At 54.7% G+C, this 26,229-nt stretch carries 24 protein-coding genes and 1 pseudogene; 17 read left to right on the top strand and 8 right to left on the bottom strand.

Translation table 11 applies throughout. From position 1 onward, the window contains the following. Nucleotides 1-2 precede the first annotated feature (2 nt). Both LCH64_RS01440 and LCH64_RS01435 read left to right on the top strand, forming a co-directional pair. Nucleotides 3-941 (top strand): carbohydrate kinase, encoded by a 939-nt coding sequence (locus LCH64_RS01440; protein ID WP_226499260.1) that lies wholly within the window; start codon nucleotides 3-5, stop codon nucleotides 939-941. Nucleotides 942-984: 43 nt separating this feature from the next. Next, complete coding sequence (locus tag LCH64_RS01435) at nucleotides 985-1,605, top strand: hypothetical protein (RefSeq protein WP_226499259.1); 621 nt, start codon at nucleotides 985-987, stop codon at nucleotides 1,603-1,605. Between the two features lie 143 nt (nucleotides 1,606-1,748). Here LCH64_RS01435 and LCH64_RS01430 read toward each other — a convergent pair whose 3' ends face one another. After that, a complete protein-coding gene (locus tag LCH64_RS01430; RefSeq protein ID WP_226499258.1) occupies nucleotides 1,749-3,050 on the bottom strand; it encodes an OprD family porin in 1,302 nt (433 codons plus the stop codon). A gap of 374 nt (nucleotides 3,051-3,424) precedes the next feature. Between LCH64_RS01430 and LCH64_RS01425 the strand changes: the two genes are divergently transcribed. From LCH64_RS01425 to LCH64_RS28320, 9 genes are all read left to right on the top strand, one after another. Then, nucleotides 3,425-5,473, top strand: coding sequence for a type VI secretion system tip protein VgrG (locus tag LCH64_RS01425; RefSeq protein ID WP_226499257.1), 2,049 nt, complete (start codon nucleotides 3,425-3,427; stop codon nucleotides 5,471-5,473). Then, nucleotides 5,464-6,321 (top strand): DUF4123 domain-containing protein, encoded by an 858-nt coding sequence (locus tag LCH64_RS01420; RefSeq protein ID WP_226499256.1) that lies wholly within the window; start codon nucleotides 5,464-5,466, stop codon nucleotides 6,319-6,321. Before LCH64_RS01425 ends, LCH64_RS01420 begins: the two co-directional genes overlap by 10 nt. Before the next feature lie 29 nt (nucleotides 6,322-6,350). Next, nucleotides 6,351-9,911 carry a LysM domain-containing protein gene (locus LCH64_RS01415; protein ID WP_226499255.1) on the top strand — a complete coding sequence of 1,187 codons (3,561 nt, stop codon included), beginning with the start codon at nucleotides 6,351-6,353 and terminating at the stop codon, nucleotides 9,909-9,911. A 2-nt stretch (nucleotides 9,912-9,913) separates the two neighbouring features. Then, nucleotides 9,914-10,903: a sel1 repeat family protein gene (locus LCH64_RS01410; RefSeq protein ID WP_226499254.1), complete on the top strand. Its 990-nt coding sequence runs from the start codon at nucleotides 9,914-9,916 to the stop codon at nucleotides 10,901-10,903. A 5-nt stretch (nucleotides 10,904-10,908) separates the two neighbouring features. Next, nucleotides 10,909-11,877, top strand: a complete 969-nt coding sequence (locus LCH64_RS01405) for a sel1 repeat family protein (RefSeq protein ID WP_226499253.1) — start codon at nucleotides 10,909-10,911, stop codon at nucleotides 11,875-11,877. Then, complete coding sequence (locus tag LCH64_RS01400) at nucleotides 11,823-12,851, top strand: sel1 repeat family protein (RefSeq protein WP_226499252.1); 1,029 nt, start codon at nucleotides 11,823-11,825, stop codon at nucleotides 12,849-12,851. Before LCH64_RS01405 ends, LCH64_RS01400 begins: the two co-directional genes overlap by 55 nt. A gap of 143 nt (nucleotides 12,852-12,994) precedes the next feature. Next, complete coding sequence (locus tag LCH64_RS01395) at nucleotides 12,995-13,987, top strand: sel1 repeat family protein (RefSeq protein ID WP_226499251.1); 993 nt, start codon at nucleotides 12,995-12,997, stop codon at nucleotides 13,985-13,987. Between the two features lie 5 nt (nucleotides 13,988-13,992). Then, nucleotides 13,993-14,958, top strand: coding sequence for a sel1 repeat family protein (locus LCH64_RS01390; protein WP_226499250.1), 966 nt, complete (start codon nucleotides 13,993-13,995; stop codon nucleotides 14,956-14,958). Between the two features lie 51 nt (nucleotides 14,959-15,009). Next, complete coding sequence (locus LCH64_RS28320; RefSeq protein ID WP_346269165.1) at nucleotides 15,010-15,555, top strand: hypothetical protein; 546 nt, start codon at nucleotides 15,010-15,012, stop codon at nucleotides 15,553-15,555. A 522-nt stretch (nucleotides 15,556-16,077) separates the two neighbouring features. On the opposite strand, the gene LCH64_RS01380 is transcribed toward LCH64_RS28320, so the two are convergent. Next, nucleotides 16,078-16,374 (bottom strand): hypothetical protein, encoded by a 297-nt coding sequence (locus LCH64_RS01380; protein ID WP_201137581.1) that lies wholly within the window; start codon nucleotides 16,372-16,374, stop codon nucleotides 16,078-16,080. A gap of 492 nt (nucleotides 16,375-16,866) precedes the next feature. On the opposite strand from LCH64_RS01380, the gene LCH64_RS01375 reads away from it, so the two are divergent. Both LCH64_RS01375 and LCH64_RS01370 read left to right on the top strand, forming a co-directional pair. Further along, nucleotides 16,867-17,136, top strand: a complete 270-nt coding sequence (locus tag LCH64_RS01375) for a DUF2790 domain-containing protein (RefSeq protein WP_003225167.1) — start codon at nucleotides 16,867-16,869, stop codon at nucleotides 17,134-17,136. 90 nt (nucleotides 17,137-17,226) lie between these two features. Then, on the top strand, nucleotides 17,227-17,625 hold the full coding sequence (locus tag LCH64_RS01370; RefSeq protein ID WP_003225169.1) for a hypothetical protein: 399 nt from the start codon (nucleotides 17,227-17,229) through the stop codon (nucleotides 17,623-17,625). Here LCH64_RS01370 and LCH64_RS01365 read toward each other — a convergent pair. Then, nucleotides 17,622-17,891, bottom strand: coding sequence for a DUF1652 domain-containing protein (locus tag LCH64_RS01365; protein ID WP_226499249.1), 270 nt, complete (start codon nucleotides 17,889-17,891; stop codon nucleotides 17,622-17,624). The genes LCH64_RS01370 and LCH64_RS01365 overlap by 4 nt on opposite strands. A 371-nt stretch (nucleotides 17,892-18,262) precedes the next feature. Here LCH64_RS01365 and eco point away from each other — a divergent pair, with 371 nt between their 5' ends. Beyond that, nucleotides 18,263-18,748, top strand: a complete 486-nt coding sequence (gene eco, locus LCH64_RS01360; protein ID WP_103483540.1) for a serine protease inhibitor ecotin — start codon at nucleotides 18,263-18,265, stop codon at nucleotides 18,746-18,748. A 21-nt stretch (nucleotides 18,749-18,769) separates the two neighbouring features. Continuing rightward, the gene (locus tag LCH64_RS01355; RefSeq protein WP_003225174.1) at nucleotides 18,770-19,075 is read left to right on the top strand and encodes an NIPSNAP family protein; all 306 of its coding nucleotides are present in this window, start codon (nucleotides 18,770-18,772) and stop codon (nucleotides 19,073-19,075) included. Nucleotides 19,076-19,108: 33 nt separating this feature from the next. On the opposite strand, the pseudogene ilvA reads toward LCH64_RS01355, so the two are convergent. After that, nucleotides 19,109-20,095: pseudogene (gene ilvA / locus LCH64_RS01350) on the bottom strand (threonine ammonia-lyase, biosynthetic); the annotation flags it as partial. A 252-nt stretch (nucleotides 20,096-20,347) separates the two neighbouring features. Here ilvA and LCH64_RS01345 point away from each other — a divergent pair. Then, nucleotides 20,348-20,683, top strand: a complete 336-nt coding sequence (locus LCH64_RS01345) for a DUF2834 domain-containing protein (RefSeq protein ID WP_226499248.1) — start codon at nucleotides 20,348-20,350, stop codon at nucleotides 20,681-20,683. 119 nt (nucleotides 20,684-20,802) lie between these two features. Here LCH64_RS01345 and LCH64_RS01340 read toward each other — a convergent pair whose 3' ends face one another. Then, complete coding sequence (locus LCH64_RS01340) at nucleotides 20,803-21,726, bottom strand: magnesium transporter CorA family protein (protein WP_103483544.1); 924 nt, start codon at nucleotides 21,724-21,726, stop codon at nucleotides 20,803-20,805. Between the two features lie 7 nt (nucleotides 21,727-21,733). Continuing rightward, entirely contained in the window at nucleotides 21,734-23,308 is a 1,575-nt protein-coding gene (locus LCH64_RS01335) for a RimK family protein (RefSeq protein ID WP_103483545.1), read from the bottom strand. Nucleotides 23,309-23,400: 92 nt separating this feature from the next. Between LCH64_RS01335 and LCH64_RS01330 the strand changes: the two genes are divergently transcribed. Further along, a complete protein-coding gene (locus LCH64_RS01330) occupies nucleotides 23,401-24,519 on the top strand; it encodes a peptidase C39 family protein (protein WP_226499247.1) in 1,119 nt (372 codons plus the stop codon). A gap of 130 nt (nucleotides 24,520-24,649) precedes the next feature. Here the strand turns inward: LCH64_RS01330 and LCH64_RS01325 are convergent, their stop codons facing one another. Both LCH64_RS01325 and LCH64_RS01320 read right to left on the bottom strand, forming a co-directional pair. Continuing rightward, nucleotides 24,650-25,795 carry a PQQ-dependent sugar dehydrogenase gene (locus LCH64_RS01325; RefSeq protein ID WP_226499246.1) on the bottom strand — a complete coding sequence of 382 codons (1,146 nt, stop codon included), beginning with the start codon at nucleotides 25,793-25,795 and terminating at the stop codon, nucleotides 24,650-24,652. A 52-nt stretch (nucleotides 25,796-25,847) separates the two neighbouring features. Then, the gene (locus LCH64_RS01320; protein WP_201137576.1) at nucleotides 25,848-26,189 is read right to left on the bottom strand and encodes a hypothetical protein; all 342 of its coding nucleotides are present in this window, start codon (nucleotides 26,187-26,189) and stop codon (nucleotides 25,848-25,850) included. Nucleotides 26,190-26,229: the final 40 nt, after the last annotated feature.

The following is a 26,229-nucleotide window of genomic DNA, read 5'->3' as shown; positions in this document are numbered from 1 at the left end:
TTATGTATTTGGTGTGTGGCGAAGCTCTGTTCGATTTCTTCAGCGAAGACGATGCCAGCGGCCTGGCCTCGAAGGTCAATTTCAAGGCGATTGCCGGCGGCTCGCCGTTCAACGTCGCGGTCGGCTTGCGCCGTTTGGGCGTGGATTCGGCGCTGTTTGCCGGGCTGTCTACCGACTATCTCGGCCGGCGTTTGCAGCAGGTGCTGCAGGATGAAGGCGTGCGTGCGGACTACCTGATCGACTTCGCCGCGCCAACCACGCTGGCGATGGTCGCGGTCGGCGCCAACGGTTCGCCGCATTACAGCTTTCGCGGCGAGGGCTGCGCCGATCGCCAGTTGAGCCTCGCCCATCTGCCGCAGTTGAGCACCGAAGTACGCGGCCTGCACATCGGCTCGTTCTCGCTGGTGGTGCAGCCGATCGCCGACACCTTGCTGACGCTGGTGCAGCGTGAAAGCGGCAAGCGGTTGATCACCCTCGACCCCAACGTGCGCCTCAACCCGGAACCGAACATCGACCTGTGGCGCGAGCGCGTGGCGACCCTGGTGCAACTGGCCGACATGATCAAGGTCAGCGACGAAGACCTGAGCCTGCTCTACCCGGAACAGGATCCACAGCGCGTCATCGAAGGCTGGCTGCAGCATCGCTGCCAGTTGGTGTTCCTGACCCGTGGCGGCGAAGGCGCAACGGTATTCAGCCGCACTCACGGTTCATGGTCGGTACCAGCGGTTTCAGTGAAAATCGCCGATACCGTCGGCGCCGGCGATACCTTTCAAGCGGCGCTGATCACCTGTTTGACTGAACAGGGGCTGGACTCGGTCGAAGGGGTTCAAGCACTCAGCCGCGAGCAGATCGACACGATGCTCAGGTTTGCCGTACAGGCGGCCGCCCTGACCTGCAGCAAAACGGGTCCGGATTTGCCCTATCGTCACCAGTTGACCTGAGCGCGTAGACTGTCGCCCTTTTTGCGCGCATGGGGATGACGGTTTGATTTCGGGGCGGACGGCGGGACTTTTGATACTGGCAGGATTACTCAGCGGCTGCGGCACCTCGCCGCCGCGTTCGCCGGAAGACATCTGCGCAATCTTCCGCGAAAAAAGCGACTGGTACGACGCCGCGCAAGTCACGCAAAAGCGCTGGGGCGTGCCGATCCAGGTGCCCTTCGCGATCATGTACCAGGAGTCCGGCTATCGCTACGACGCCAAGACGCCGCGCAAATACCTGCTGTGGGTGATCCCGTGGGGCCGGGTCACCACCGCGTCGGGCTACGCCCAGGCCAAGGATGAAGTCTGGTCCGACTACCAGAAAAGCACCGGCAGACACGGCGCCGATCGCGAAGACTTCGATGACGCCATCGACTTCGTCGGCTGGTACATGGACAAGACCACTTCGATCAACGGCGTGTACAAATACGACGCCTACAACCAATACCTGAACTACCACGAAGGCTGGGGCGGTTTCCGCAACAAGACCTACGCCAGCAAGGCCTGGCTGATGCCGACTGCACGCAAGGTGCAAGCGCGCTCCGACGTGTATGCGCGGCAGTATGCCGGGTGCAAGGACGATCTGAATCGCGGCTTCTGGAGCCGGCTCTGGCATTGGTTGTAGTGGTGCCTGCAAAGACGCCTTCGCGAGCAAGCCCGCTCCCACAGGGGATCAGCGCGGAGCACAAAATCTGTGTTCACGGATGATCCAATGTGGGAGCGGGCTTGCTCGCGAAAGCGCTCAACCAGCCACTGCAGCTCTAACCGTTACAACACCGAAAAGTTGTAACTCACAATCAACCGGGTCTCATCCACATCCCGCGCAAACTTTTCATAGTTGGTGCGGTACGTCGCATTGCGCAGACGCAGGCTCACATCCTTGAACGTGCCCGTCTGGATCACATACTTCAGCTCGCTGTCGCGTTCCCACTCTTTGCCTTCCTGATCGCTGCCCGGGACCTTGATGTGGTCACCGTTCACATAGCGGGTCAGGAAGCTCAGGCCGTTGATGCCGATGGCCTTGAAGTCATAGCCATAACGCAGCTGCCAGGAACGCTCCTGAGCCGCGGCGAAGTCGTTGACCTGCACGTAGTTGACCAGATACGGGTTGCTGCCATCGAGGTACGGTATCGAGTTGTCGCCGTTCATGCGCTGCCAGCCGGCACTGAAGGTGTGGCCGCTGATGCCATAGGAAAGCATGCCGCTCAAGGCGCGGTTGTCGATCGAACCGGCACGCTCAGCACCGCTGTCGGCACTCTTGATCACGCGCAGATCGGCCTTCAGCACGCCGTCGCCCAACGGCTGATTGCCCAGCAAACCAATGAAGTGCTGACGGTAGATGTCTTCCAGTTCCGCGTAGTGATACTGCGCGGTCAGGCGATCGTTGATCTTGTAATCGATGCCGTACATGTCGAAATGATCGGCGGTGGTGTTGCAGGCGTAGCGCTTGTTCTTACAGTGCACGCGGATGTCTTGCGAATCGGTGGAATCGCGCGCGGTGTACTTGTCCAGACGCGCGGCCATGAAGGTCAGATCCTTCACTTCCTTGGAGGTCAGCATGGCGCCGTTGAACATGGTCGGCAGCAAGCGGCCGTCGTTGTACTTGAGCAGCGGCAGATCCGGCAGCAACGCGCCGTACTTCAACACCGTGTCCGAGATCTTGACCTTGGCGGTCAGGCCCATTTTTGCGTATTGGCCTTTCGAGCCGCGCGGGTTCTCGCCGCTGGACGGCAGCAAGCCGCTGTTGCTGCGATCAGGGCTGGAATCGAGCTGGAAGCCGAGCATGCCCAGCGCATCGATACCGAAGCCCACCGTGCCCTCGGTGTAACCCGATTGCAGATTGAGAATAAAGCCCTGAGCCGACTCTTCACGCTTGGAAGCGCCCTGCTCGTTGGAGGTGTGCCCATCACGGAAATCGCGGTTGAAATACACCGTGCGCGATTCGATTTTCGCCGTGGTGTCTTCGAGAAAACCGCTGGCCTGAGCCTGCGCGGCAAAACCGGCGCACAGCACAACGGCGCCGAAGCCAAACGAGTGGCGCGGGGTGATGAGGGGAAATGGGGGACGCATGAAAAACTCCAACAGTACAGCGTTTGCGCCGGGGCGCAGTCAGCCAGAAAAATAGCTCCCGTCCCGGGTCAAAAACAGCCGGGAAGAAGTGGACACGCAGGGGTGAGCCGCAATGATGGCAGATGGCTTTTACGCGCTGAAGGCGACTTTAGTCTGAAACTGACTGGCTATTCTTTGGCCTGCAATTGGCTAAAACCGCGTGCTGACCAATGGCTCACGACTGCGAAGTCCCCGGTTTCATTGGGCCAAAAAGCCGATCTAAGGGTTTTCCCTATACGTCGCAGACCCCATCCCTACGGCATTTGCGCCTTGAACGGGGCGGTTTAATCCTCCATCATCCGTCACCTGCTTATTCAATGGACGGAATTCAAGGCATGCTGGACGCCAACGCTACCCACATTACCCTTACGCTCGAAGGCGCCTCCGCCGACCTGCAAGTGCTCAGCTTCACCGGTCGCGAAGCCCTCAACGAGCCTTTCCGTTTCGACCTCGAACTGGTCAGCGCCCGCCCCGACCTCAAACTCGAAGAGCTGCTGCACAAGCCCGGCGTCCTGACCTTCGGCGCCACCGGCGAAGGCAAGATCCACGGCCTGGTGTACCGCATCGAGCAAGGCGATTCCGGCAAGACGCTGACCCGTTACAGCATCAGCCTGGTGCCGCAACTGGCCTATCTGCGGCACAACCATGACCAGCAGATTTTCCAGAACCTCACGGTGCCGAAGATCATCGCCCAAGTGCTGGAAGATCGCGGCATTCTGGCCGACGCCTACAGCTTCCAGCTCAACGCCGAGTACCCGCAACGCGATTACTGCGTGCAGTACGACGAGTCCGACCTGCATTTCATCCAGCGCCTGTGCGAAGAGGAAGGCATCCACTTCCACTTCCAGCACAGCAGTAGCGGGCACAAACTGGTGTTCGGCGACGATCAGACAGTGTTCCGCAAACTCAAAGCCGTGAGCTACCAGCAAGACTCCGGCATGAGCGCCGACAAACCGGTGATCAAACGCTTCAACCTGCGCCTGGAAACCCGCACCACCCGCGTCAGCCGCCGCGACTACGACTTCGAAAAACCGAAGATCCTGCCCGAAGGCGCGGTCAAATCCGAGTTCGCCCCGGACCTCGAAGACTACGATTACCCCGGTCGCTTCACCACCCGCGAGCGCGGCAAATTCCTCTCGACCCGCGCCCTCGAACGCCATCGTAGCGACTACAAACTCGCCGAAGGCAAAGGTGACGAACCGACCCTGACCAGCGGCCACTTCCTGACCCTGGCCGAACACCCGCGCGCTGAATGGAACGACCTGTGGCTGCTGCTGGAAGTCTTCCACGAAGGCAAACAACCGCAAGTGCTCGGTGAAAACGTCACCAGCGACGTCACCGACAACAAAAGCGATTTCCACCAGGGCTACCGCAACAGCTTCCTCGCCATCCCGTGGGACGCGCACTACCGCCCTGCCCTCGAACACCCGAAACCAAAAGTCCTCGGCAGCCAGACCGCGGTCGTCACCGGCCCGGCCGGCGAAGAGATCCACTGCGACCAGTACGGCCGCATCAAAGTCCAGTTCCACTGGGACCGCGACGGCCAGTCCGACGACAAAACCACCTGCTGGCTACGCGTCGCCAGCGGCTGGGCCGGCGCGGCCTACGGCGGCATCGCCATCCCGCGCATCGGCATGGAAGTCCTCGTCACCTTCCTCGAAGGCGACCCCGACCAGCCACTCGTCACCGGCTGCCTGTACCACAAGGAAAACGTCGTCCCCTACGACCTGCCGGCAAACAAGACCCGCAGCACCTTCAAAACCCTCAGCTCCCCGGGCGGCAAGGGCTACAACGAATTTCGGATTGAAGACAAAAAGGGCGCGGAGCAGATCTACATCCATGCTCAGCGGGATTGGGATGAAAACATCGAGCACGACCAGAAGATCCGCGTGGGGAATGAGCGGCATGACACGGTTGAGGCCAACACCTACAGCGAATTCAAAGTCGAAGAGCACCGCATCACTCATTTGAATCGTGTCAGTGAGATGCGCGCAGATGATCACCTGACCGTCGCAGTCACCCAGCACCTCAAGGTAGGCACAGCGCAATTCGTCGAAGCCGGCAGCGAAATCCATTACTACGCCGGCCAGAAAGTCGTCGTCGAAGGCGCAATGGAACTGACCGCCAAAGCGGGCGGCAGCTTCGTCAAGGTCGACGCCGGTGGCGTGACCATCAGCGGCGCCGAGGTGAAGGTCAATACCGGCGGTGCACCGGGTGTAGGTACGCCGGCCGCGCCGTTGCTGCCGGGGCCGATGAAGGTGGCGGATGCGGATAAGGCGGGCAAAGCACCGCTCCCCGCTCGTCTCAATGAATCAGGCATCACACCGTTGTGCGGCAAACAGAGTAACGGCGCTTGCAGCCGTAAGGATTGCACATGCATGTAAAAGCGCTGAGCGCTCTGCTGGCAGAGTCTCGCTACAACTTCTCGGATCTGCCCGCTGCCAGCGAATCGCTGTGCTTCATCATCGATCAGGGCCTCCAGCCGCAAGCCTTGAGTCGGCTCTACCGAGTAGGTGAACCCGTTGTTTCCCAAGGGCTGTTCTTCGGTACTGACTTCGCAGAGATTCCTGAGGGGCCGTTGTGGTTGCTCGCCCCCAGAGGTAGCAAACTGGCCGCTGAAGCGACAAAACTTTGTGAGGAACACTTTTCGGGAATTGCGATCTCAACACCTGATCCGGAAAAAGCCCTGGCTCACGCACGCTGGCTCCTCAGAGTCAACGACGGTTCTGGAGGGCAGAGTTTGTTGAGCTTCCACAAACCGAGCCTGTGGGCAGCATTGGCTTACACCGCCGATAAAACCTTTGATCAGTTACTGGGTTGCTGGAGCGCCGTTTACTCCCCGGCGCCAAAGAACTTCGGCGAGCAGCGTGGTCCATGGTTAGCCTGGATAGCCAACAAAGAATCGACATGGCCTGGTGACAAAGCACCATTCAACCTTCCGGAGGCAGCCGCGCAAGTTCAAGCGCGTCTCGGCTGGGTGTATTGGGTTGATGAGGAATACGTAGCTTTTGAAGAGCCGAATGATGATCGTCTGAACGATATCGCCGACAACCTCGACCTCCTGCTCAAGAGCAACATCTATGAAGGTGATCACCTGCTCAAGCTTGGTCATGCCGTGAACGGCCCGCTATTTGAAGCGCAGCCGGAGATCATGGCGATCCTGCAATCAAAGGACGAGTCGTTTATCAAAGTAGATCGGCTCCTGGAATCAGCCGCCGTCGCCCAACGTTAACGGCGACGCGACAACAGAACGGAATCACCATGGAAATCACGAATCACGCTGTCATGCCCGGCGAAACCCTGAGCCAGATTGCCTCGCGCTACAACAGCAACGTGGCGCAACTTCGCCAACTCAACCCCTTCATCACCGATCCGAACAACGTCAAGGTCGGATGGAACCTGAGCGTCCCTAAAAGCGCGCAATCCGCCTCAGCTTCACCCGCTGCTTCGACACCCGCTGCGCCTAAAGCGCCTGCCGAGACAGCTCCGAATGCTGCAACGCAGTGCTCTGCGGAAGACTTGGTTGAACTGGATCCGGTCAAGGACTCTCCCGATGGTTCCTCAAAGACCTTCAAGCCTCACGCCCCACCCTGCTCCAAGACTTTTGCGAGCGCCATTTATGCGACAGAGGAACAAGAGTTCTGGCTACTCCCTGAGCGGGCAAAGTCCGCCATCAAAGAGTCGATGTTCGCGCTGGATAAAATGATTGCCCCCAGCAAACCACGTGATGCACGCCTGAACGGGCTGCAAGAATCGGGTTTGCTGGAATACTTCCTTGAGCCCAAGTTGAGCAACTTCCTCACGGGTGCGAAGCGTACACGTATGGAAGAATTTGAGGCGATGGGGGATGAGATCGAAATCGATCCCGCCACCGCCAAAAAGAGGCAAAACGAAGCCAACGGAAAAAAACCGGCAACGGCTCCTGCGCAGACCCCGTTAGAGGACACCCCGCAATCGCGTCTGGACCGTCTAACCGCAGATCTGGCTACTCAGCAAGACGTCCACAACGCCTATGCCGATTTTTACAAGCGGAGGGCTGAGTGGCATGCGCTGAAAAAAGAAGCGGTAGCGGCTGCGAAGCTGGAAGGCTACACCTACGAAAGCGGCTCTCTCTACTCCAAAGAAGCGATCGAAGCGCGCGCACGCGTGCAAGCTTATCTGGAGGCCCGCAAAAAACTCCTCGGCAACAAAGACTTCAAGCAGGTTCCGCTGGAAGACGTTGCCAAAGCCTTGGCGGAAAAGAAGAAAAGTTACGAAAACATCTGCAGCGGCATGAATGACTGCACCGCCGATCTCGTCGGCTATGTTTATACGCTCATCAAAAACGCCGATGCGCTTGATTACCATGCCTACACTGAATCCATTATCAAAGCGTCTGAGTACGGCATCGCACTTCCAGAATTCGCTTTGATCAGTGACGGCCTGCCATCCGGTATCGAGAAGTTCAAACTCTACCTGGATACCGAGAAAAAGCAGGCGGAAGTTACAGCTCAGCTTCAGGAGAAATACAAGCGCTGGATCGAGGCAACAGGCCAGAATGCCCAAGCGCCAGCAGGCCTGGTTGATGCGGAACGTACCGAATGGGATCGCCTGCAAAAAATAAAAGACGACCTTCAGGCCACAGCCCAAAGTAATGTCAGCACTAGCAAACCAGGGCGTTTTCTGGTTTGGGAACCGGAAGAGTTCCAGCCAAAACCGGTGGACCGCATGGTGAAACCGGGCTTTCCGCTGCGTGAAGTCAGTCTTTCTGACGCCAAAGGCACGCCCTTGAGCTGGTTCAGCATGGCGAACCTGAAAGACGCAAAAAAGATCATGAAAGAGGATTCAAAAAAAGCGGCCGGCTCAGTAAAAAAGGTCACTCAAAGTTTGCCCGCGGACGCAACTGAAGGCTCCGATAAAAACAGTGAAATCAATTCTTTCCGCCAATGGCTTCTAGATCAGGGCGCCATAAAGTTCAGCGATCAAGTCGGCGACTGTTTCGATGGAAAAGGCTGGTTCAAAGCCAAAGACTTTTATGCTTACCTGAAAAAACAAGGCTATAAGGTCACTGAGCTGGAGGACGACGCGGCGCTGACTAACTGGGGCAAGCACCTTCAGCAACTGGTGTTCAAGAAAAGTGTGCGCGGCAAAGTAAGACTCTTCGATGCCAGTCCCCAGGCGCAATTCGTCCGCTGCCTGACGCCGCCACAGCCAAGCATTCACGGTGAAGTGAAGCTCGAAGGCCCAAAAATGTCTGCCGCCGAGGGCTTCCAGATATCTGGCGAGATGGGCTTGAGCCTGGACCTGGCCCGTGGCGAAGTTCAGTTGTTGAAAGTCGACATGCCTGCCAAAGCCAGTGCTCAAGACATCACGCTTGATTACTTCCTGGACGGCAGCCCGCAAAAAATGAATTTCGGCCGCTTCTCCTTCCACTTTGGTGTGAAGGCATGGGGCTACGCCGGAGCATCGTTGCTGCTAGCCGGCAGCGTGGAGTTGAGCCCCATCCTCGGCAACGTCAAATACGGCGCCTCCCTCAGCCCGGTCAAACGCGCACAGCGTGAAGACGCATCAGCCAAAGAAGAACGTGCAGATCACGATGCGGCCAAGAAAGCCAAGGCCGACAGCGGCGACAACAGCCCTACTCCCGATCTTGAACACAAGTCCAAATCCGGCACCGTTGCCAGCACCAAAAGCACAGACCAAGTGCTGACCGGGCGTGCCGCCAATGTCCAGATCGAAAACGGAGCGAAAGCGACTTTCAATGTTTTCGGAGGCTTGCAAGCCGCCATCGAACTCACCGGCGCACTGAACTGGGCACCACCTAAAGAACTGGTCGCCCTGCGCACCGCTCCAACAATGGGTATCGGCAGCGATAAAGATGCGAAAAAAGCCAATCCATGGTTGACGCTTGCCAAGCTGAGTGGGTCTGTGGGGGTTGCGCTGGGCGCAGGATTCCAGGGAACGGCGCAGGTGTCTCTGGATAAGGGGCGCTTTATTCTGAACTTGAAAGCGGCGGTAGTGCTGGGTCCTGGTGCTAACGGCAGCTTTAAATTCGAAGTTGGTTATGAGGCAGTAGTTGACCTAATCAACTTGTACCGCAAGGAGCTGCACAAAGCGAAAGGCAGAAAGGTAGAGTGGATGGAACCTGAAGCAGGAAAGTTCGCATCCGCGCTGAACGCATTAGGAGCAGCTGGACTTAGTGTGGAAATGTCCTATCTTATGGGTTGGAATTTAGTCATGGACTTATATGACGCAATGACCAGCGGAGGAAAAGGCGGCCCAATTGCTCATGCCATTGTTGAATACCAAAATCCAGAAGAGCTAAAAGCATGGGTTGTGGAAGCCACTCCGGCGGCACTCGGCCCCATTTTAATGACTCTTATCTCCACCCCAGCAGACTTCTCAATTAACGCCAATACAAAAGAAAGTGACACGCCGCCAACTTTCAGCAAGCAAACCTACCCAAAAGACAAAGCACATTTAACTCAGCAGGTAGCAATTGGGATAATTATTGACCACATAGTCACTAACGCAAAAGAAAAGGACGCACTGGAAGAGGCTCAAAAACAATTTGAACTAGCCTGCGCAAGCATGAATAAGTTTGGAATTGAACCAGTTGATATCGGTCAAAAATATTGTGAAAACCGTCATTTACTCGATACTTTCATGAGTGATCCGGTACTCAGTTTTACCGACCCAAGGGGAAATAAATCAAGAGCCCGCTACAAGGAAAATTCAAAAATATTAGGTCAGCGCATTGATGGAGCTTGTAAAATTGTAATGGGTGAAAACAGTTACATACCGAGCACATCCGTAAAATACTTGCCCCCTGCGAGCATATAAAATTGAAAACAAAGTCAAACTTAATCCGCACACCTTTTTTTGCAGTTTTTCTTTTAATGTGCGTAAACGCGAATGCGGAGCTTACTTCACAACAACAGGAGGCAAAGAAAAAAGGTATAGAGCTTTACAATCAATACAAGGCTATTTCTGCAATCGAACCACTCAAAATAGCGGCCGAAGGCGGTGATGATGAAGCACTTTATTATCTGGGTGAGGCATTAAGAAAAAACAACCGCTTCATGACTCCGGAAGCTAAAAAAGCATATGAAAGTTCCGCAAGAAAGGGGAATATCTACTCTATGATTCGCCTCGGGAGAATTGAAGACGACTTGTGTTCAACCATGAAAAACTGTCCACCGGGTGAAGAATCTCCTAGCAGTTGGGTAATCAAAGCTAAAAGCCTTGCAATTCAACGATCAACGCAGGGAGATAGCGAATCGATGTACCTGTTATATGAAATGACAGGGAACGATGACTGGTTGGAAAAATCAGCAGAGAACGGATTCGCATTTGCACAGTTCCGTCTGGCGACTAAATACCAAGAAGGAAGTGGTTCATTTTTACTACCCTCCAGGCGCAACCAAGCTATCGAACGATGGATGAAGGCCTCTGCGGAAAATGGTTACCCACCTGCGATGATGGGGTTAGCCGCGATCATGATCGAAAAAAAAGATTTAGCCTCGTTCAGAAGCTGGAACGAAAAAGCAGCTGAGTCGAGCTTCGTAGAAGGTGTATTTGGATATGCATCCTACATAGGCGAAGAGAACTCAAAATACGGCTTCGTCTTCGACCCGATAAAATCACATGCTTTACTGTCAAACCTGCTGGAACTTAATGGCGGAGGCAATGTAATACGAGACGTCAATGACACCTTGCCCGATATAGAAAAAAACATGTCAAAAGCGCAAATAGAAATAGCGAAAGACCTCGCAAAAACGTGGAAGGCCAACCACCCGCCTCTCTCGTTCTACCCTGACAAGCTAGGATATTAATTTTAGTGAGCGTATATTTTCGGATCTTAGCGATAGTTATTTCTGCGCTCACCGAAACGTGCGCAGTCGCAGCACAAGAAAACGGATTGACCAAGGGAATAACTTTATACAACCAGCTAAAAATAGACTCTGCTATAGCTGAACTAAAAAAAGAAGCACAGTCGGGAATCTCGGAATCACAATACTATTTAGGAGAGGCTCTTCGAAAGCGCAATCGCTACATGACTTCAGAAGCTAAAGAATGGTATGAGGCCGCTGCTGCGCAAGAAAATTTATATGCCATGATTCAGTTGGGGCGGAGTGGCAACGATCTTTGCAGAGTAATGAGTAATTGCCCTGATTCCGGTAAACCTCCTGTCGACTGGCTAAAAAATGCACGTTCACTTGCGGAACTTTTGGCAGAAAAAGGTGACGCGGAGGCCATATACGTAATGTATGAAATTACATTGAATCGTGATTGGTTAGAAAAGTCTGCAAATTCCGGCAATCCTACCGCTCAATTTTGGATGGCAATCAGCACCAGACAGGGAGAAGGATTCTTTCTCCCATGGAAGCGAAAAGAATCGGTCGGAAACTGGTTTAAAGCATCTGCCGAAGGCGGAAATCCGCGAGCAATGATGGAGTATGCAGCCTATATACATGAAAGCGGCGGTGATCTTGAGGTCGCACGACACTGGATAAAAGTTGCCGCCGAAAAAGGATATGAAAGTGGAGTTACTAGCTATGGCGCTTATTTAGCTCATGCCTATGAACGGTTCGGATTTGAACTTGACTTAGTAAAGGGATATGCACTTACATCTCTTCTCAAAGAGCTTAATGAAGGCGGAAGCATGCAGTCATATGTGGAGGAAGTGCTGCCTGAAATAGCAGAGAAAATGACTCCCGATCAAATAAAGGAAGCAGAGAATTTTGCTGCTCAATGGAAGAATTCACATCCACCACTCTCTTTTTTTCCAGACAAATTAAGCCGCTGATTTTGATGAAAGCGTTAGCATTTCTCTTAGCAGCTTCACTTTTTACCATCTGTAAAGCCAGCCCATTGAAACAGCAAGAGCAAGTAGTCTCGCCGGGCGCAGTCCTATATAACCAACTAAAAATTGACGCAGCTTTTCCCGAATTAGAAAAAGAAGCAAAATCTGGAAATACAACCTCGCAATATTACTTGGGCGAGGCTATTCGAAAGCGCAACAGCTACATGACTCCAGAGGCACTTCACTGGTATGAGTCCGCAGCAGAAAATAACGATGTATATGCAATTATCCAACTGGGGCGATTCAAAAGTGAAACCTGCCAGGAAATGCGCAACTGCTCACGATCAAAAAAAACACAAGCAGAATGGTTTGAATTAGCTAATGAGCTAGTTTTGCCAAGAGCACAACAAGGTGATCCTGAATCCATGTATCTGATGTATGAGATCACTCTTAATCGTGAATGGCTAGAGAAATCCGCAAATGCAGGATATCCGACTGCACAATATTGGATGGCTGTAAGCGAACGCCAAGGTGAAGGTTTTTTCTTGATTCCTGGAAAACGCGAGGCCTCTGTCAAAAAATGGCTACTACTTTCATCTGAGGGCGGACACCCAAAAGCAATGATGGATTATCTACAAGTTTTATTCGAAGAAGGAGATGTCATAGGCATGCGCCACTGGCTTGAAACTGCAGCAGCGACTGGCGATCAAGCCGCCATAAGCAATTACGGCGCCTACATAGCGCATACACCAGACAAAATAGGCTACCCACTAGACTTGGTCAAAGGTTATGCGCTATTCACGCTTCTTAAAGAGCTTGAGGACAGTGGCGGAATCGGGAGATATGTTGAGAGAAAAAGTGAAGAAATACGCGAAAAAATGACCCCAAAACAAATTGAAGAGTCACTAAAAGTGGCAAAGGACTGGAAAGCCACTCATCCACCACTTTCTTTTTTTCCAGACAAGCTTGGCAATTAATTCAGATTATTTATAGACTTGGCGACATACTTATGGGTTGTAGGCTGCCTGCATTTCTGCCAACTTACAATCCTTATTTTTTTATGGCCTCCTTTCAGCAACCCATACAGCTCCGACCCGAGATCCTGAAGGAGCAAAATAAGATGTCACGCAGAATACTCATGACAACCAGAATAATTTTCACTTTATTACTACTGCTGCCACTTGGCTGCCAAGCAAATTCCCAGATAACGCCAAACCAAGACTCCGCAAAACAACAAGGCATAAATCTATACAATCAATACAAAGCCACTTCTGCAATTCCGTTTTTAACAACAGCAGCAGAAGCGGGCGACCACGAAGCTCAATATTATTTAGCAGAAGCTCTTCGTAAGAAAAATCATTATATGAACGAGGACGCCAAGAAATGGTATGAAGCGTCAGCAGGCCAGGATGATCTCTATGCCATGATCCAATTGGGCCGCATTGAGCATGACATGTGCGAAATCTCTAACGACTGCTCTCCTTCGCAGAAGCCGGCAATAGAGTGGTTAAATCAGGCAAAAAAAATAGCGAAAGAAAAAGCAGATACTGGCGACGCGGAAGCGATGTACATAATGTATGAGATTACGCTAGAGGATGCTTGGTTGGAAAAATCCGCATCTGCGGGAAATGCACTTGCACAGTACTGGATGGCGGTCTCCATCAAGCAAGGTGACGGCTTTTTTCTGCCCTGGAAGCGAAGCGAAGCAGTTGAAAAGTGGTTTAAGCTTTCGGCTGAACGTGGCTACCCTAAGGCGATGATGAATTATGCTGCTCTTTTGTATGAACGAGGCGATGTAGAAGGATATCGTAGTTGGGTTGAAAAGACAGCACTTACAGGGTACGCAACTACTGTTTTCGGATATGGTGCAGATTTAGCACATGAGCCTGATACATTCGGATACCCCCTCGACCTAATCAAAGGCTATGCACTTATATACTGGCTGTCCGAGCTAGACGGGGGTGGTGGCATGAAGGAAAACGTTGAATACACGCTACCTCGAATCGCCGCAAAAATGACCGCTGAACAAATTGAAGCAGCCAAAAAGTTTTCTAAAGAGTGGGCTGCGTCGCACCCTCCCATCTCTTTCTTTCCTGACAAACTTAGCCGCTGAGCATGATGAAACTTTCTATCGCAGGATTTTTGCTAGTCACTTTTGCCCCTACTACATTGGCACTCACCGACTCCGAACTTGCAATGAAGTCCAGCGGTATAATTCTTTACAATCAGTTTAAAACTATCTCTGCAACTCCTCTACTGAGAATAGCGGCAGAGGCTGGAGACCATGAGGCACAATATTATCTAGCTGAGTCATTACGGCAAAAAAATACCTACATGAATCCTGAAGCTAAAAAGTGGTATGAAATGGCAGCTGACCAAGGGGATCTTTATGCAATGATCCAGCTTGGGCGAGTAAAAAATGATCTATGTAAATTATCAGACGACTGCCCTGCCACAGAAAAAAAACCATCAGACTGGTTGAATCAAGCATCAAGCATCGCTCAGCCTAAGGCAGAAGATGGAAATGCAGAAGCCATGTACATAATGTATGAATTAACGCTCGATACAACTTGGCTAGAAAAAGCAGCCGCAAAAAACCACCAAATCTCACAGTACTTATTAGCTAAGAGCTACAATCAGGGAGACGGTTTTTTCCTTCCATGGAAACGCTCGGAAGCGGTTGAAAAATTATTCAAAGCTTCAGCTGAGAGTGGGTACCCGCCCTCCATGATGGAATACGGAGCCCTTCTTTATGAAAAAGGTGACATTGAAGGTTTCCGTCATTGGAATGAGCAAGCAGCTTTAGCAAGCTACGCCACAACAGTTTATGGTTACGGTTCTGATCTTGCTCATGAGCCAGACACGTATGGATTCCCATTCGATGTCGTTAAAGGTTATGCCCTCGTTTACACCTTGAAGGAGCTAGACGGCGGTGGAGGCTTACAAGAAAGAGTGGAGAGTAAGTTACCGAAAATTGAAGCAAAGATGACAGCTGAGCAAATTGCAGAAGGTAAAAAATTTGCAAAAGAATGGAAGGCGACTCACGCACCACTTTCGTTCTACCCGGACAAACTAAGTCGTTGAAAACCAAGCTTAGCATTATCTCTTTTCTGGCGAGTTGAACTGATAGAATCCATGAATTATTTGGCCTTTTCCCTGCTATTCATGCTTTCTTCTCACGCGGAAGCCCAACTGGACGCACAGCAGAAAATCGCTAAAAACGAAGGCATTATACTCTATAACCAATATACGGCCACTTCAGCCATTTCCTTTTTGACAATCGCAGCAGAGGCTGGCGACGCAGAAGCCCAATATTATTTAGGTGAAGCCCTCCGAGCGAAAAATCATTACATGAATATAGCTGCCAGAAAATGGTACGAGGCGTCTGCAGGTCAAAACTATCTTTATGCCATGGTTCAGTTAGGGCGTATCGAACACGACCTATGCGATATATCCAACGAATGTCCCGCTTCGCAGAAAGCACCTATAGATTGGTTAAACCAAGCAAAACAATTAGCCCAACAAAAAGCAAATGCTGGCGACGCAGAAGCGATGTACATAATGTATGAAATCACTCTAGATGATACTTGGCTAGAACGATCTGCAACTTCAGGAAATGCTCTTGCACAATACTGGCTTGCCACTTCACTTAAGCAAGGTGAGGGTTTTTTGCTACCATGAAAGCGAAGTGAGGCAGTTGAAAAATGGTACAAACTTTCAGCTGAAGGCGGGAACCCTAGATCAATGATGGAGTTGGCTGCTATTCTTTTTGAGAAGGGAGATATTGAAGGCTTCCGACATTGGAATGAGCAAGCTGCAGTATCAGGTTACGCAGAGTCCATATATGGATACGGTTCATATTTAGCTCACGAGCCCTACACCTATGGCTTCCCGTATGATCCTGTAAAGGGATACTCGCTTATTTTTCTCTAAGTAGCTTGGATGGCGGGGGCGGAATGCAGGAAAATGTTAAATACAAGCTTCCCCTCATTGCTTCCAAGTTGACTCCTTCGCAAATATTGGAAGCTAAAGAGCAATCAGAAAAATGGATATCCATGCACCCTCCCCTGTCCTTCTTCCCTGACAAACTAAGCCGTTAGCTTGTTTTATTCGAATTCAAGGGCACGAGAATCATACAAACGGGAGGAGTAGATGGCGTGAGGTTCGCCCAACGCGACCATACTCCCGTTCGCATTCAAGGCATCAAACCGGCGCCTTCCAATCCAGCATCTGCTGCTGCGCAACTTGCAGCAAATCATTGCCGTCCTGCGCCAGCAGGTACAGCGCATGGGTAATGTGTGGAATGTCCTGAACATCGCCATGGCGGAAGCACATGCAGTGCAGGGTTTCGAGCAGGTCGCTGCAGGCGCGGATGCGCTGGACGGCGGACTCGAGGATGTCTTGGGGGTTGGCTTGGGTGTCGATGACTATTGGCGCGCTGTCGGTGACGCCGCTGTTGAGCGGGTGATAGCGGTTTGGGAGCGGGTTTAGTATTGGCATTTTGATTACTCGATATTTTAGAAAGTAACCGCCAGTACCGTGACCAAACAGTGGGAGGCGGCCGCATGCAGGATTGGTCAACTGAGACAACGCCAAAACTCAGCTCGCCCGAAGGCGCCCTGCACACAGCCGCCATAACAGCGCACTGCAAAGACATAGAAGTCCGCAGCGCAAATGATGGCACATCTGCAATGGTGTCGTGCTCAGGTGACCAAACCCGAATCGCTGATTTTGCAGCGACGCCAAACCATCCCCGCCCCGCTCCCGCCGCCGAAAGCAGACAAAGCATCCATCCTTGTAGGAATCGGCCCCGCATCCCAAAGAAATCATCCCTCTCCCAGACAGCCGGCGTTCAGCCAGGTTAACCATCACTTAACGCCGCAGTCCAAGACTGTACTGAACCGCACACCTCAGCCGCTGGCTGGCGCCGAGTGCGGCAGGTTCGGCCGGCATGGTGCCGAACGCTCATTCCGTCGCACGGGAGTCCGATCCATGAACATTCGCACGCTACTGCTCACCTCCGCCCTCGCCTGCACCGCATTCGCCGGAGTGGCTCAGGCCAATGACACCACCGCCACAACCAAGCCTGTCCCCTATCAGTACGGCATGCCGTTGCATGTGAACAAAGTGATCTCCATGACCGAGCAACCCACTCGTCAGTGCAAAGTCGTTACTGCTGACATGAAGTACATCGACAATGCCGGGAAGCCTGAGGAAATCACCTACCGGAAAATGTCCGACGCCTGCAGTGACCAGAACTGACAGAAGGCTCTGATTTGCGGGGTTGCGGTAGGCGCTGGAGGGTTCGCGGGTTATGCTCGGGGCCCCTCCACACTGCCGCAAGGACTCGCCATGCAGTTGTCGTTTCGTACGTTGTCGATCATCACTTCTTCGTTGTGTTTTGTGCTGGCGCTGGTCTGGGGCTTTTTCCCTGAGGTGTTGCTGGCGATCTGGAGCATTGAGTATTCGTCCGCTGCCGGTTTTGTTGCGCGGCGCAGTGCGGTGCTGTTTGCGGCGTTGGGGGTGATGTTTTATCTGGTGCGCAGCGCTCCGCCATCACTGGGTCGCAATGCCCTGAGCAACGGGTTTATCGTCGGTTGTTTTGGTTTGGCGGTGCTGGGTTTCGGCGAATGGCTCAACGGCCATGCCGGTCCCGGGATTCTGCTCGCGGTGCTGGTCGAGTTCGCGCTGGGCCTTGGCTTTGTGCAGGCCCGGCGCGTGACGGTCGAACTGGGTGAAACGGTGAGTTAAAGCGCTCTGGAGCGAGGACTGTAATGCGGTTGCGTGGTTTGATCCGCCAGATCCGAGCGCAGGCCGGCAATCAGTTCGTTGATCTCGCGGCAGCCATTGAGATGGCTGGCATCGATCCCGCTGACGTGCAAATCAACCTGGTCAGTCTGGTGGTCACCGAATACCTTGACGGTCATCGACAGGTCTGGCGACAGCGTGCACTGGCAGCGTTTAGGCAGAAAACTGCTTTCAATGATATTGCGTAGTTCCAAGGCAGACAGAAACATGGTGAACCTCTCCTTATTGATGAAACTGCCAATCAACTCTTCACGTTGACCGCTTTTGCTGCCCCTTCACGGGTGTTTCCCCGCTGATTCCCTGGTGCGGCAAACGGTTGTACAGCGAAATGCTTCTTGGAGTGTAGGCGCCCGAACGCGGTGCGCTGCACCAAGTAGACGCATAAACCGTGCCTTTCATCGGGTCATTTTGACCCTCGATAAATCAAGCACTTGGCGCGGTGGCCAGTCATTGGCCAGTTGCAAATTGCAAGAATGCCCCACTTGGACACTGCAATATGCACGTCGACGCCGGTTTGCATTCATCGACCATGACAGTGAGAATGCCGGTCACTCCACCCTACACCCGCCAGGAGGCTTTCATGGGTTCTTTAAGCGTTCACGCGACAATCGGTCTGCTCGTTGCCGGCCTGTCCACCTTCGCCCACGGGGCCAAACTGGAAGACGTTGCGCCTTACCCCAAGGCGGAAAACGGCTTTACCCGTCAGGTCATCTACCTGCCCAAGCAAGAACAGGAAGAGAATTTCCAGGTTGAAGTCCTTGCCGGCAAAACCCTGGAAGTCGACTGCAATAGCCAGCGTCTGGGCGGCGCCCTGGATGAGAAAAATCTCGAAGGCTGGGGTTACCCGTTCTACCGACTGGAAAAAGTCATCGGCCCGATGAGCACACTGATGGCGTGCCCGCCTGGCACTCAGAAAAAGCGCGCATTTGTGCCGGTCGTCGGTGATGGCTTCATGCTGCGTTACAACAGCAAGCTGCCGCTGGTGATCTACGCCCCGAAAGACGTCGAAGTGCGCTATCGCGTCTGGTCGGCTTCGGACAAGGTTGGCACCGCCATCGCGGAATGACCTGAACCGGGAGCGCCAAATGTGATTACCTGCCATGTGCGATACGTGATCGATCCGTACCAACTGACCGAGTTCGAGGCCTACGCCAAAGCCTGGCTGGGCATCGTCGAGCGGTTGGGCGGTACTCATCACGGCTACTTCCTGCCGTCCGAGGGCGCGAGCAACATCGCTTATTGCCTGTTCAGCTTTCCATCGCTGGCCGATTATGAAAGCTACCGGCACATCGCGCTGACCGATCCGGAAAGCACGGCGCTGGTGGAATCGCTGGTGCAGAAAAAATTCATCGTCAGCTACGAGCGCAGTTTTCTGCGCCCGCTACTGCCCTGAGCGTTATCACGCCGGGACGCCGCATACCGCGACGCGCTCGGCGACGTGGCGCAGGCTGTCGAAATTGATGTTGGCGCCCGAGTCGATCGCGACGAAGGTCTGGTCGCGAACACCGTTGCGCGCCACGTATTGTTTGATCCCGGCCACCGCCAACGCGCCGGAAGGTTCGGTGATCGAGCGGGTATCGTCGTAGATGTTCTTGATCGCGGCGCAGAGCTCGTCATTGCTGACGGTGACAACCTCGTCCACGCAAAACCGACACACTTCGAAACCATACGCGCCGATCTGCGCCACGGCCACGCCATCGGCGAACGTCCCGACACTGGGCAACATCACACGCGCATCCGCTTGCAACGCTGCCTTCAAGCAGGCGGAGTGCTCCGATTCAACACCGATGATGCGCACCTCCGGCCGCAGGTATTTGACGTATGCCGCGATACCGGCGATCAGGCCGCCACCGCCCACCGGAACGAAGATCGCCTCCAGCGGCCCCTGATGCTGACGCAGGATTTCCATGGCCACCGTACCTTGCCCGGCGATCACGTCCGGGTCATCGAACGGTGAAACGAAAGTGCGCCCGGTTTGCTCGGCCAGTTGCAGCGCATGGGCAAGAGCAAACGGAAAACTTTCGCCGTGCAGCAACGCCTCGGCGCCCCGACTTCGCACCCCAAGCACCTTCAGTTCGGGCGTGGTCAACGGCATGACGATGGTCGCCGCCATCCCCAGTTCCCGTGCCGCCAGGGCCACGCCCTGGGCATGATTACCCGCTGACGCGGTGATTACGCCGCGTGCTTTCTGCGCATCACTCAATTGCACCAGCTTGTTGTAGGCGCCACGGATCTTGAAGGAGAACGTCGGTTGCAAGTCTTCGCGCTTGAGCAGGATCCGGTTGCCCAGCGCCTCGGACAGCGCCGGCGCCGCTTGCAACGGGGTGCGCACAGCAATGTCGTAGACCGGCGCGGCAAGGATCTTTTTCACGTACTGCTCAAGCAGGGCTTGTTGGACAGGGCTGTGCGGCATGGTCGTCTCCTGACGTTTTGATCAGAACCCCGGAGACAGAAAATGAAAACCCGCCTCTAGGGCGGGTTGGGTGCTGCAGTCGTGAGCTAGCCCGCCAAATGAGGAATGGCGGTAATAATGCTTGGCTGGCAGCGCAATACGGTGGAAGTCATGGGCCTGAAATTAGCCCGGCGGCGGCCGGCGAGTCAATGGCTTATTTGGGGATGCCAAGGTAGGCTGGCGATTCTGCTCATCACCCCAAGGAAGGAATACATGATGCCTGTCGCCCTGCCCCTCACGGCGTTGATTGCGTTTACTGGCTACACCGTGTCGGTGATGCTCCAGGCCGAACAGTCGTTGATCGACTTCGGTATCAGCCTGATGTCGCGTCCGGACACGGCGCAGGTGGTGATTGATCTGTATCTGCTGGCGACGCTGGCCGGGGTGTGGATGGTCAAGGATGCACAGTCGCGAGGGATGTCGGTCTGGTCGGTGGTGCCGTATCTGTTGCTGACGGCAGTATTTGTGTCGATTGGGCCACTGTTGTATCTGGTGGTGCGTGGGGTTCGGGAGCGCCGGAAGTTCGCAGCGGCGAACCCGGTGAGCTGATCCGGGTTTCCGGTATTGCTGAATACGCCATCGCGAGCAGGCTCACTCCTACAGAGAAACGCGTTCCAATTTGTAGGAGTGAGCCTAGCTCGCGACAGCGTCGGCCAAGTCACCACCGATCACTGGGCCAACCGCCGCAGCCCAAACAACATTCCCCCCGCCCCGAGCAACATCACCATCAGAAACACCGGGTAGGAAATCCACCACGGCGTCCCCGCCGTCATCATGCTGAACTCCGACATCCCGCCAATACTGGCAATCAGGTTCAACGGCAGAAACACCACGTTGATCAACGTCAGCTTGCGCAGCAGATTGTTCATGCTGTTGTTCATCAGATTGCCGCGCGCATCGATCAGCCCGGAAAACACCGTTGAGTAGATCTCTGCCTGTTTGTAGCACTGGTTGTTCTCGATGATCAGGTCGTCGATCAACCCGATCGCCTCGCTGCCGAAGTGCTGTTTTTCCGCGTGATTGCGCAGCCGCGTCAGCACTGCTCCGTTGCTGTGCAGGGCGTTGATGTAATAGATCAGGCTTTCGCTGAGGTTGAACATCTGCACCAGATGCTGGTTCTGCATCGAGGTGTTGAACTTCTGTTGAAGCTCACGGGCGACCAGTTTGATCACCTTCAGGTGGCCAAGATAATGGTGGATGTTGTTGAACAGCAAATCGAGCAACACATCCAGCGGCGCATTGAGCGGCTGGCGCGTGCCGATGCCATGCAATGGCGTGTCGTCGGTGGCGATCACCAGCAACTGACCGGGTGAAAACAGCAGGCCGCAGGACGACACTTCAAACGCCAGGCTGCCACCGCCGGAATAGTTTTCCGGGCGCTTCCAGATCAGGAACAAGTGGTCGGGGTGAAACTCGATTCGCGAGACTTCGTCCGGATCCAGCGCCGAGGCCAGCGCGTGTTCGTCGACCTTGTAGTGAGTGTGGAGCAAGTCGCGCTCGGCAGCATCGGGATTGCTGAACAGCATCACCTCGGCATCCAGCCGTTCCACCCGCTGCAACGCGCCGTGACTCAATGCGAAACTGCTGATCATCGGCGCTTCACCAGGCCTGGCCGCGACGCTTGAGTTCCAGCCGTCGCACAAACTCCTCCAGCACCAGTGAATACAGATCGTCCTGCAAATAGGCGTCTTCGATGCCGGCATCGAGGTTCGGATTGTCGTTCACCTCGATCACCACCACTTTGTCGCCAGCCTGTTTCAGATCCACGCCGTAGAGGCCGTCGCCAATCAGGTTCGCGGTTTTGACCGCCAATTCCACCACTGCCCGCGGTGCCTCGTGAACCGCCAGGGTGCGGCACTCGCCATTGATGTCCTGGCCCTTGGCCTTGTGGTTGTAGATTTGCCAGTGGCCCTTGGACATGAAGTATTGGCAGGCGAAGATCGGTTTGCGGTTGAGCACGCCGATGCGCCAGTCGTACTCGGTGTAGAAAAACTCCTGAGCCAACAGCAATACCGAGTGTTCGAACAATTCAGCGGTAGCCTCAAGCAGCGCCTGCTGGCTTTCAACCTTGATCACCCCGCGAGAAAAACAGCCGTCGGGGATCTTCAGCACCAGCGGAAAACCGAGGCGTTCGCCGACCCGTTCGAAATCTTCCGGTCGTTCCTTGTAGAGAATTTCCGTAGCGGGCATACCCAGTTGATGGCTGTTGAGCAGATCAGTCAGATAGACCTTGTTGGTGCAACGCAGAATCGACGTCGGGTCATCCATGACCACCAACCCTTCGCTCTCGGCTTTTTTCGCGAAGCGATAGGTGTGGTTGTCGACGCTGGTAGTCTCGCGAATCAACAGGCCGTCGTACTCGGCGAGCCGCGCGTAGTCCTTGCGTTCGATCAGCTCGACATCGATGCCCATACGCTTGCCGACCCGCACGAAATTCTCCAGTGCCTTGGCGTTTGACGGCGGCAAGGCTTCTTGTGGATCGTGCAGAATCGCCAAGTCATAACGCGCCACTTGCGGCGAGCGCGGCACTCGCCAGACTTTACGGCTAAAGCCGTCCAGCGCATTGGCGAACTGATCTTCCTGATCGTCGCGCAACTTGTGCAGGGCGCCGGACTTTATACCCTCGATGTGCCAGCCGTTAGTTCGGCGAAACTCAACTAGCAGAATCGGACACGGAAACACTTCAAACAATTGCCGGGCCAGATCCTGCAGCGGCTCGATATGCGTCTTGCCGAAGTAAAGTGTCAGGGTGAAACCTTCGGTATCGCTGTACAGATGATGGCTGAGGGCTTTTTCCAGGGTTTTATCGAGGTCGTCCAGCGCCAGGCCGTAAAGCGATTTCTTCGTCAGTTCGCTGATGGTGCGGACCGATGGAATCACCTTGTGGCCGCGGGCTTCTGCCAGCAGCGAGCAATAGTAACCGTGCCCCAGGTACTTGTAGCTGCGGCACAGGTTAATCACCTGCACCCGTTTGCCAGGTTCGCTGTCACGGGTTTGCTCAAGGTATTCCTGAGCCGTGACGATGTCCTCGCTGGGAAAGTACGAGGCCCAGTCTTCCTTGCGTTCGACGATGATCAACACTTGACTGGAAGTTCTGATGACTGGATTTAAAAAAGTTGCCGTCGGCAAACTTTGCTCGGATACTTCGCGCCAATGACCCTGTACCGCTGACATAGAGATTGATCCGTTGGAGAACAAGACCATTTCTATTAAGCACGAAGTTTTTCGAAAGTCCCGTTTCGTTACGCAACTTTTACGGTGGTCATATGAGTGCTGTTTTTCGTTTGGCGGTAGTTGAAGATCTGCCAGCGTTGCTGGCCCTGGAAATGCAATGTTTCACCACCGACCGGCTCACCAGCCGCAGCTTTCAATGGATGATCACCCGCGCCCATGCGCAACTGCTGGTCGCCGAGCTTGACGGGCGATTGCTCGGCTATGCACTGGTGCTGTTTCATCGCGGCACATCACTGGCGCGCCTGTATTCCATCGCCATTGCCGGCGAAGCCCGTGGCACCGGTCTGAGCAAACAATTGCTGCAACGTATCGAGGCTTGTGCCGTTGAGCATGACTGCGCATACCTGCGCCTTGAAGTACGTATCGATAACCCCACCGCCATCGGGCTTTACGAGCGCAACGGCTATCGGCGTTTTGCGCTGATTCACGATTACTACGAGGACCATGCCGATGCACTGCGTCTGGAAAAGCGCATTGTTCAGCACCGTGACTCGCGCAGTATCAAGGTGCCCTACTACCCGCAAACCACCGAATTCACCTGTGGCCCGGCCTGTCTGCTGATGGCCATGGGCGCGCTGCATCCTGCGCGCCTGCTGGAACGGCGTGAGGAATTGCAGATCTGGCGTGAAGCGACCACGGTGTTCATGACCTCCGGCCATGGTGGCTGCAGCCCCCAGGGTTTGGCACTGGCGGCCTGGCGGCGGGGTTTTCGGGTGCGTTTGCAGCTGAGTATGGCCGGGCCATTGTTTCTCGACGGTGTGCGCGATGAGCATAAAAAAGATGTCATGCGCCTGGTGCATGAGGAGTTCACCGCTCAAATGCAAGAGACCGACATCGAGCGGAAGATTGGCATCCATCTGGATTTACCGCGCCTGCTGGAGGCTGGCGGTCAGCCTCTGGTGCTGATCAGCAGCTATCGCCTGACCCGCTCCAAATCACCGCACTGGGTGGTGGTCACCGATTGCGATGAAGACTTTGTGTACCTGCACGATCCCGACGTCGATCACAGCCAGCATCGCCAGCCGATGGACTGCCAACATGTGCCGGTCAGCCATGGGGAGTTTGAGAAGATGAGCCGGTTTGGGCGGGGGAAATTGCGGGCGGCGGTGGTTTTGTATGACCGCCCTACGCCAACTATCGTTAGGCTCTAGAGGCTTTTTGGTGGCGAGGGAGCTTGCTCCCGCATGAATGCGTAGCGCTCACAAAATTTTGGGGCTGCTGCGCAACCCAGCGGGAGCAAGCTCCCTCGCCACAGGAGATCTGTGAAAACTTGAAGTGAGGTTACTTCAGGCCGATCTTGTAGAGCGAACCGTCCTGCTCATCCGTCAGCACATACAAATACCCATCCGGCCCCTGCCGCACATCACGAATTCTCTGTTTCAAATCGCCCAGCAAACGCTCCTCATGCACGACCTTGTCGCCATCGAACTGCAGCCGGATCAGCTCCTGACTGACCAGCGCGCCGATGAACAGGTTCTGCTGCCACGGTTTGAAACGATCAGCGTCATAGAACGCCATCCCGGTGACGCCGGGAGACTTCTCCCACACATGATGCGGATCCACGGCGCCTTCGACACTTTTGCCCTTGGCTTCCGGGATCGGTTGCAGCGAATAATTGATGCCGTGGGTCGCCAACGGCCAGCCGTAGTTTTTCCCGCGTTCGATGATGTTCACCTCATCGCCACCCCGGGGACCGTGTTCGTTCTCCCAGATTGTGCCGTTCCACGGATTGAGCGCAGCGCCCTGCGGATTACGATGGCCATAAGACCAGATTTCCGGCCGCACGCCGGACTGGCCCACGAAAGGGTTGTCATCCGGCACCTTGCCATCAGGGAAGATCCGCACGACCTTGCCTTGCAGCTTGTCGAGATCCTGCGCGGTGGGCCGCTCGTTGTTTTCGCCAAGCGTGACAAACAGGTAGCCGTCGCGGTCGAACACCAGCCGTGAACCGAAGTGGTTACCGGTCGAAAGCTTCGGTTCCTGACGGAAGATCACTTTGAAATCACTCAGACTGCGCAAGTCGTCCGACAGACGACCGCGCCCCACCGCCGTCCCGGCCTTGTCCCCGGCACCACCGCCCTCGGCATAGGACAGGTAGACCAGCCGATCCTGTTTGAAGTCCGGCGACAGCACCACATCGAGCAATCCACCCTGGCCCTTGGCCCAGACTTTCGGTACGCCGCTGATCGGTTCAGAGCGCTTGCCTTCGGCACTGATCACCCGCAGGTTGCCTGGACGCTCGGTCACCAGCATGCCCTGCCGATCCGGCAGAAACGCCAGCGCCCAAGGGTGCTCGAGTCCTTGGGTAATCGTGGTGACTTCAAGGGTGCCCTGCTCGCTTTTGAGCTCTTTGGGGGCAGCGGCGAAAGCGGGAGCGCTGATCAACGCGCCGGCACACAGCGTGGCTAGAAAGGTTTTACGCAACATGCACGATTCCTTTTGTTCGTTTGAAAGGCTGACAGGCGCTCAGTCCTGCCGTTCAACGGTTGCTGTCTCCATCGCGTGAAGGTGGGTTGGGAATGAATTTTGGTGGTGTACTCGGCACCGAACGTTGTTGCTGACCATTGCCGATGCCGCCATTACCGACGGTTGGCGAACTGGGTACCGGCACCGTGTTCGGCCCGCGAATAATCGGCGCACTGGGCTGTGTGCCCTGCATGCTGTTGGGATTGGCGCGGCGGATCGGGCTGTTGTAAGGGTTGTTGTCGGTACCGGTGGGACTCTGTGCCAGCAGCAGCGGCGCGGACGGCGGCCCGACTTCGGCATGCGCCAACCCCGCCCCAAGGAACAGAACGATGATGCCTAACGGAATTCGGTTCATGGCGCGGCCTCTCGATGCGCAGGGGATAGAGCCTTCGAGT

Source organism: Pseudomonas sp. MWU16-30322, assembly GCF_020515535.1.
In the GTDB taxonomy this organism is placed as follows: domain Bacteria; phylum Pseudomonadota; class Gammaproteobacteria; order Pseudomonadales; family Pseudomonadaceae; genus Aquipseudomonas; species Aquipseudomonas fluorescens_H.
Note: the sequence above shows the minus strand (reverse complement) of the source record. Positions and strands in the feature narration are given on the sequence as shown.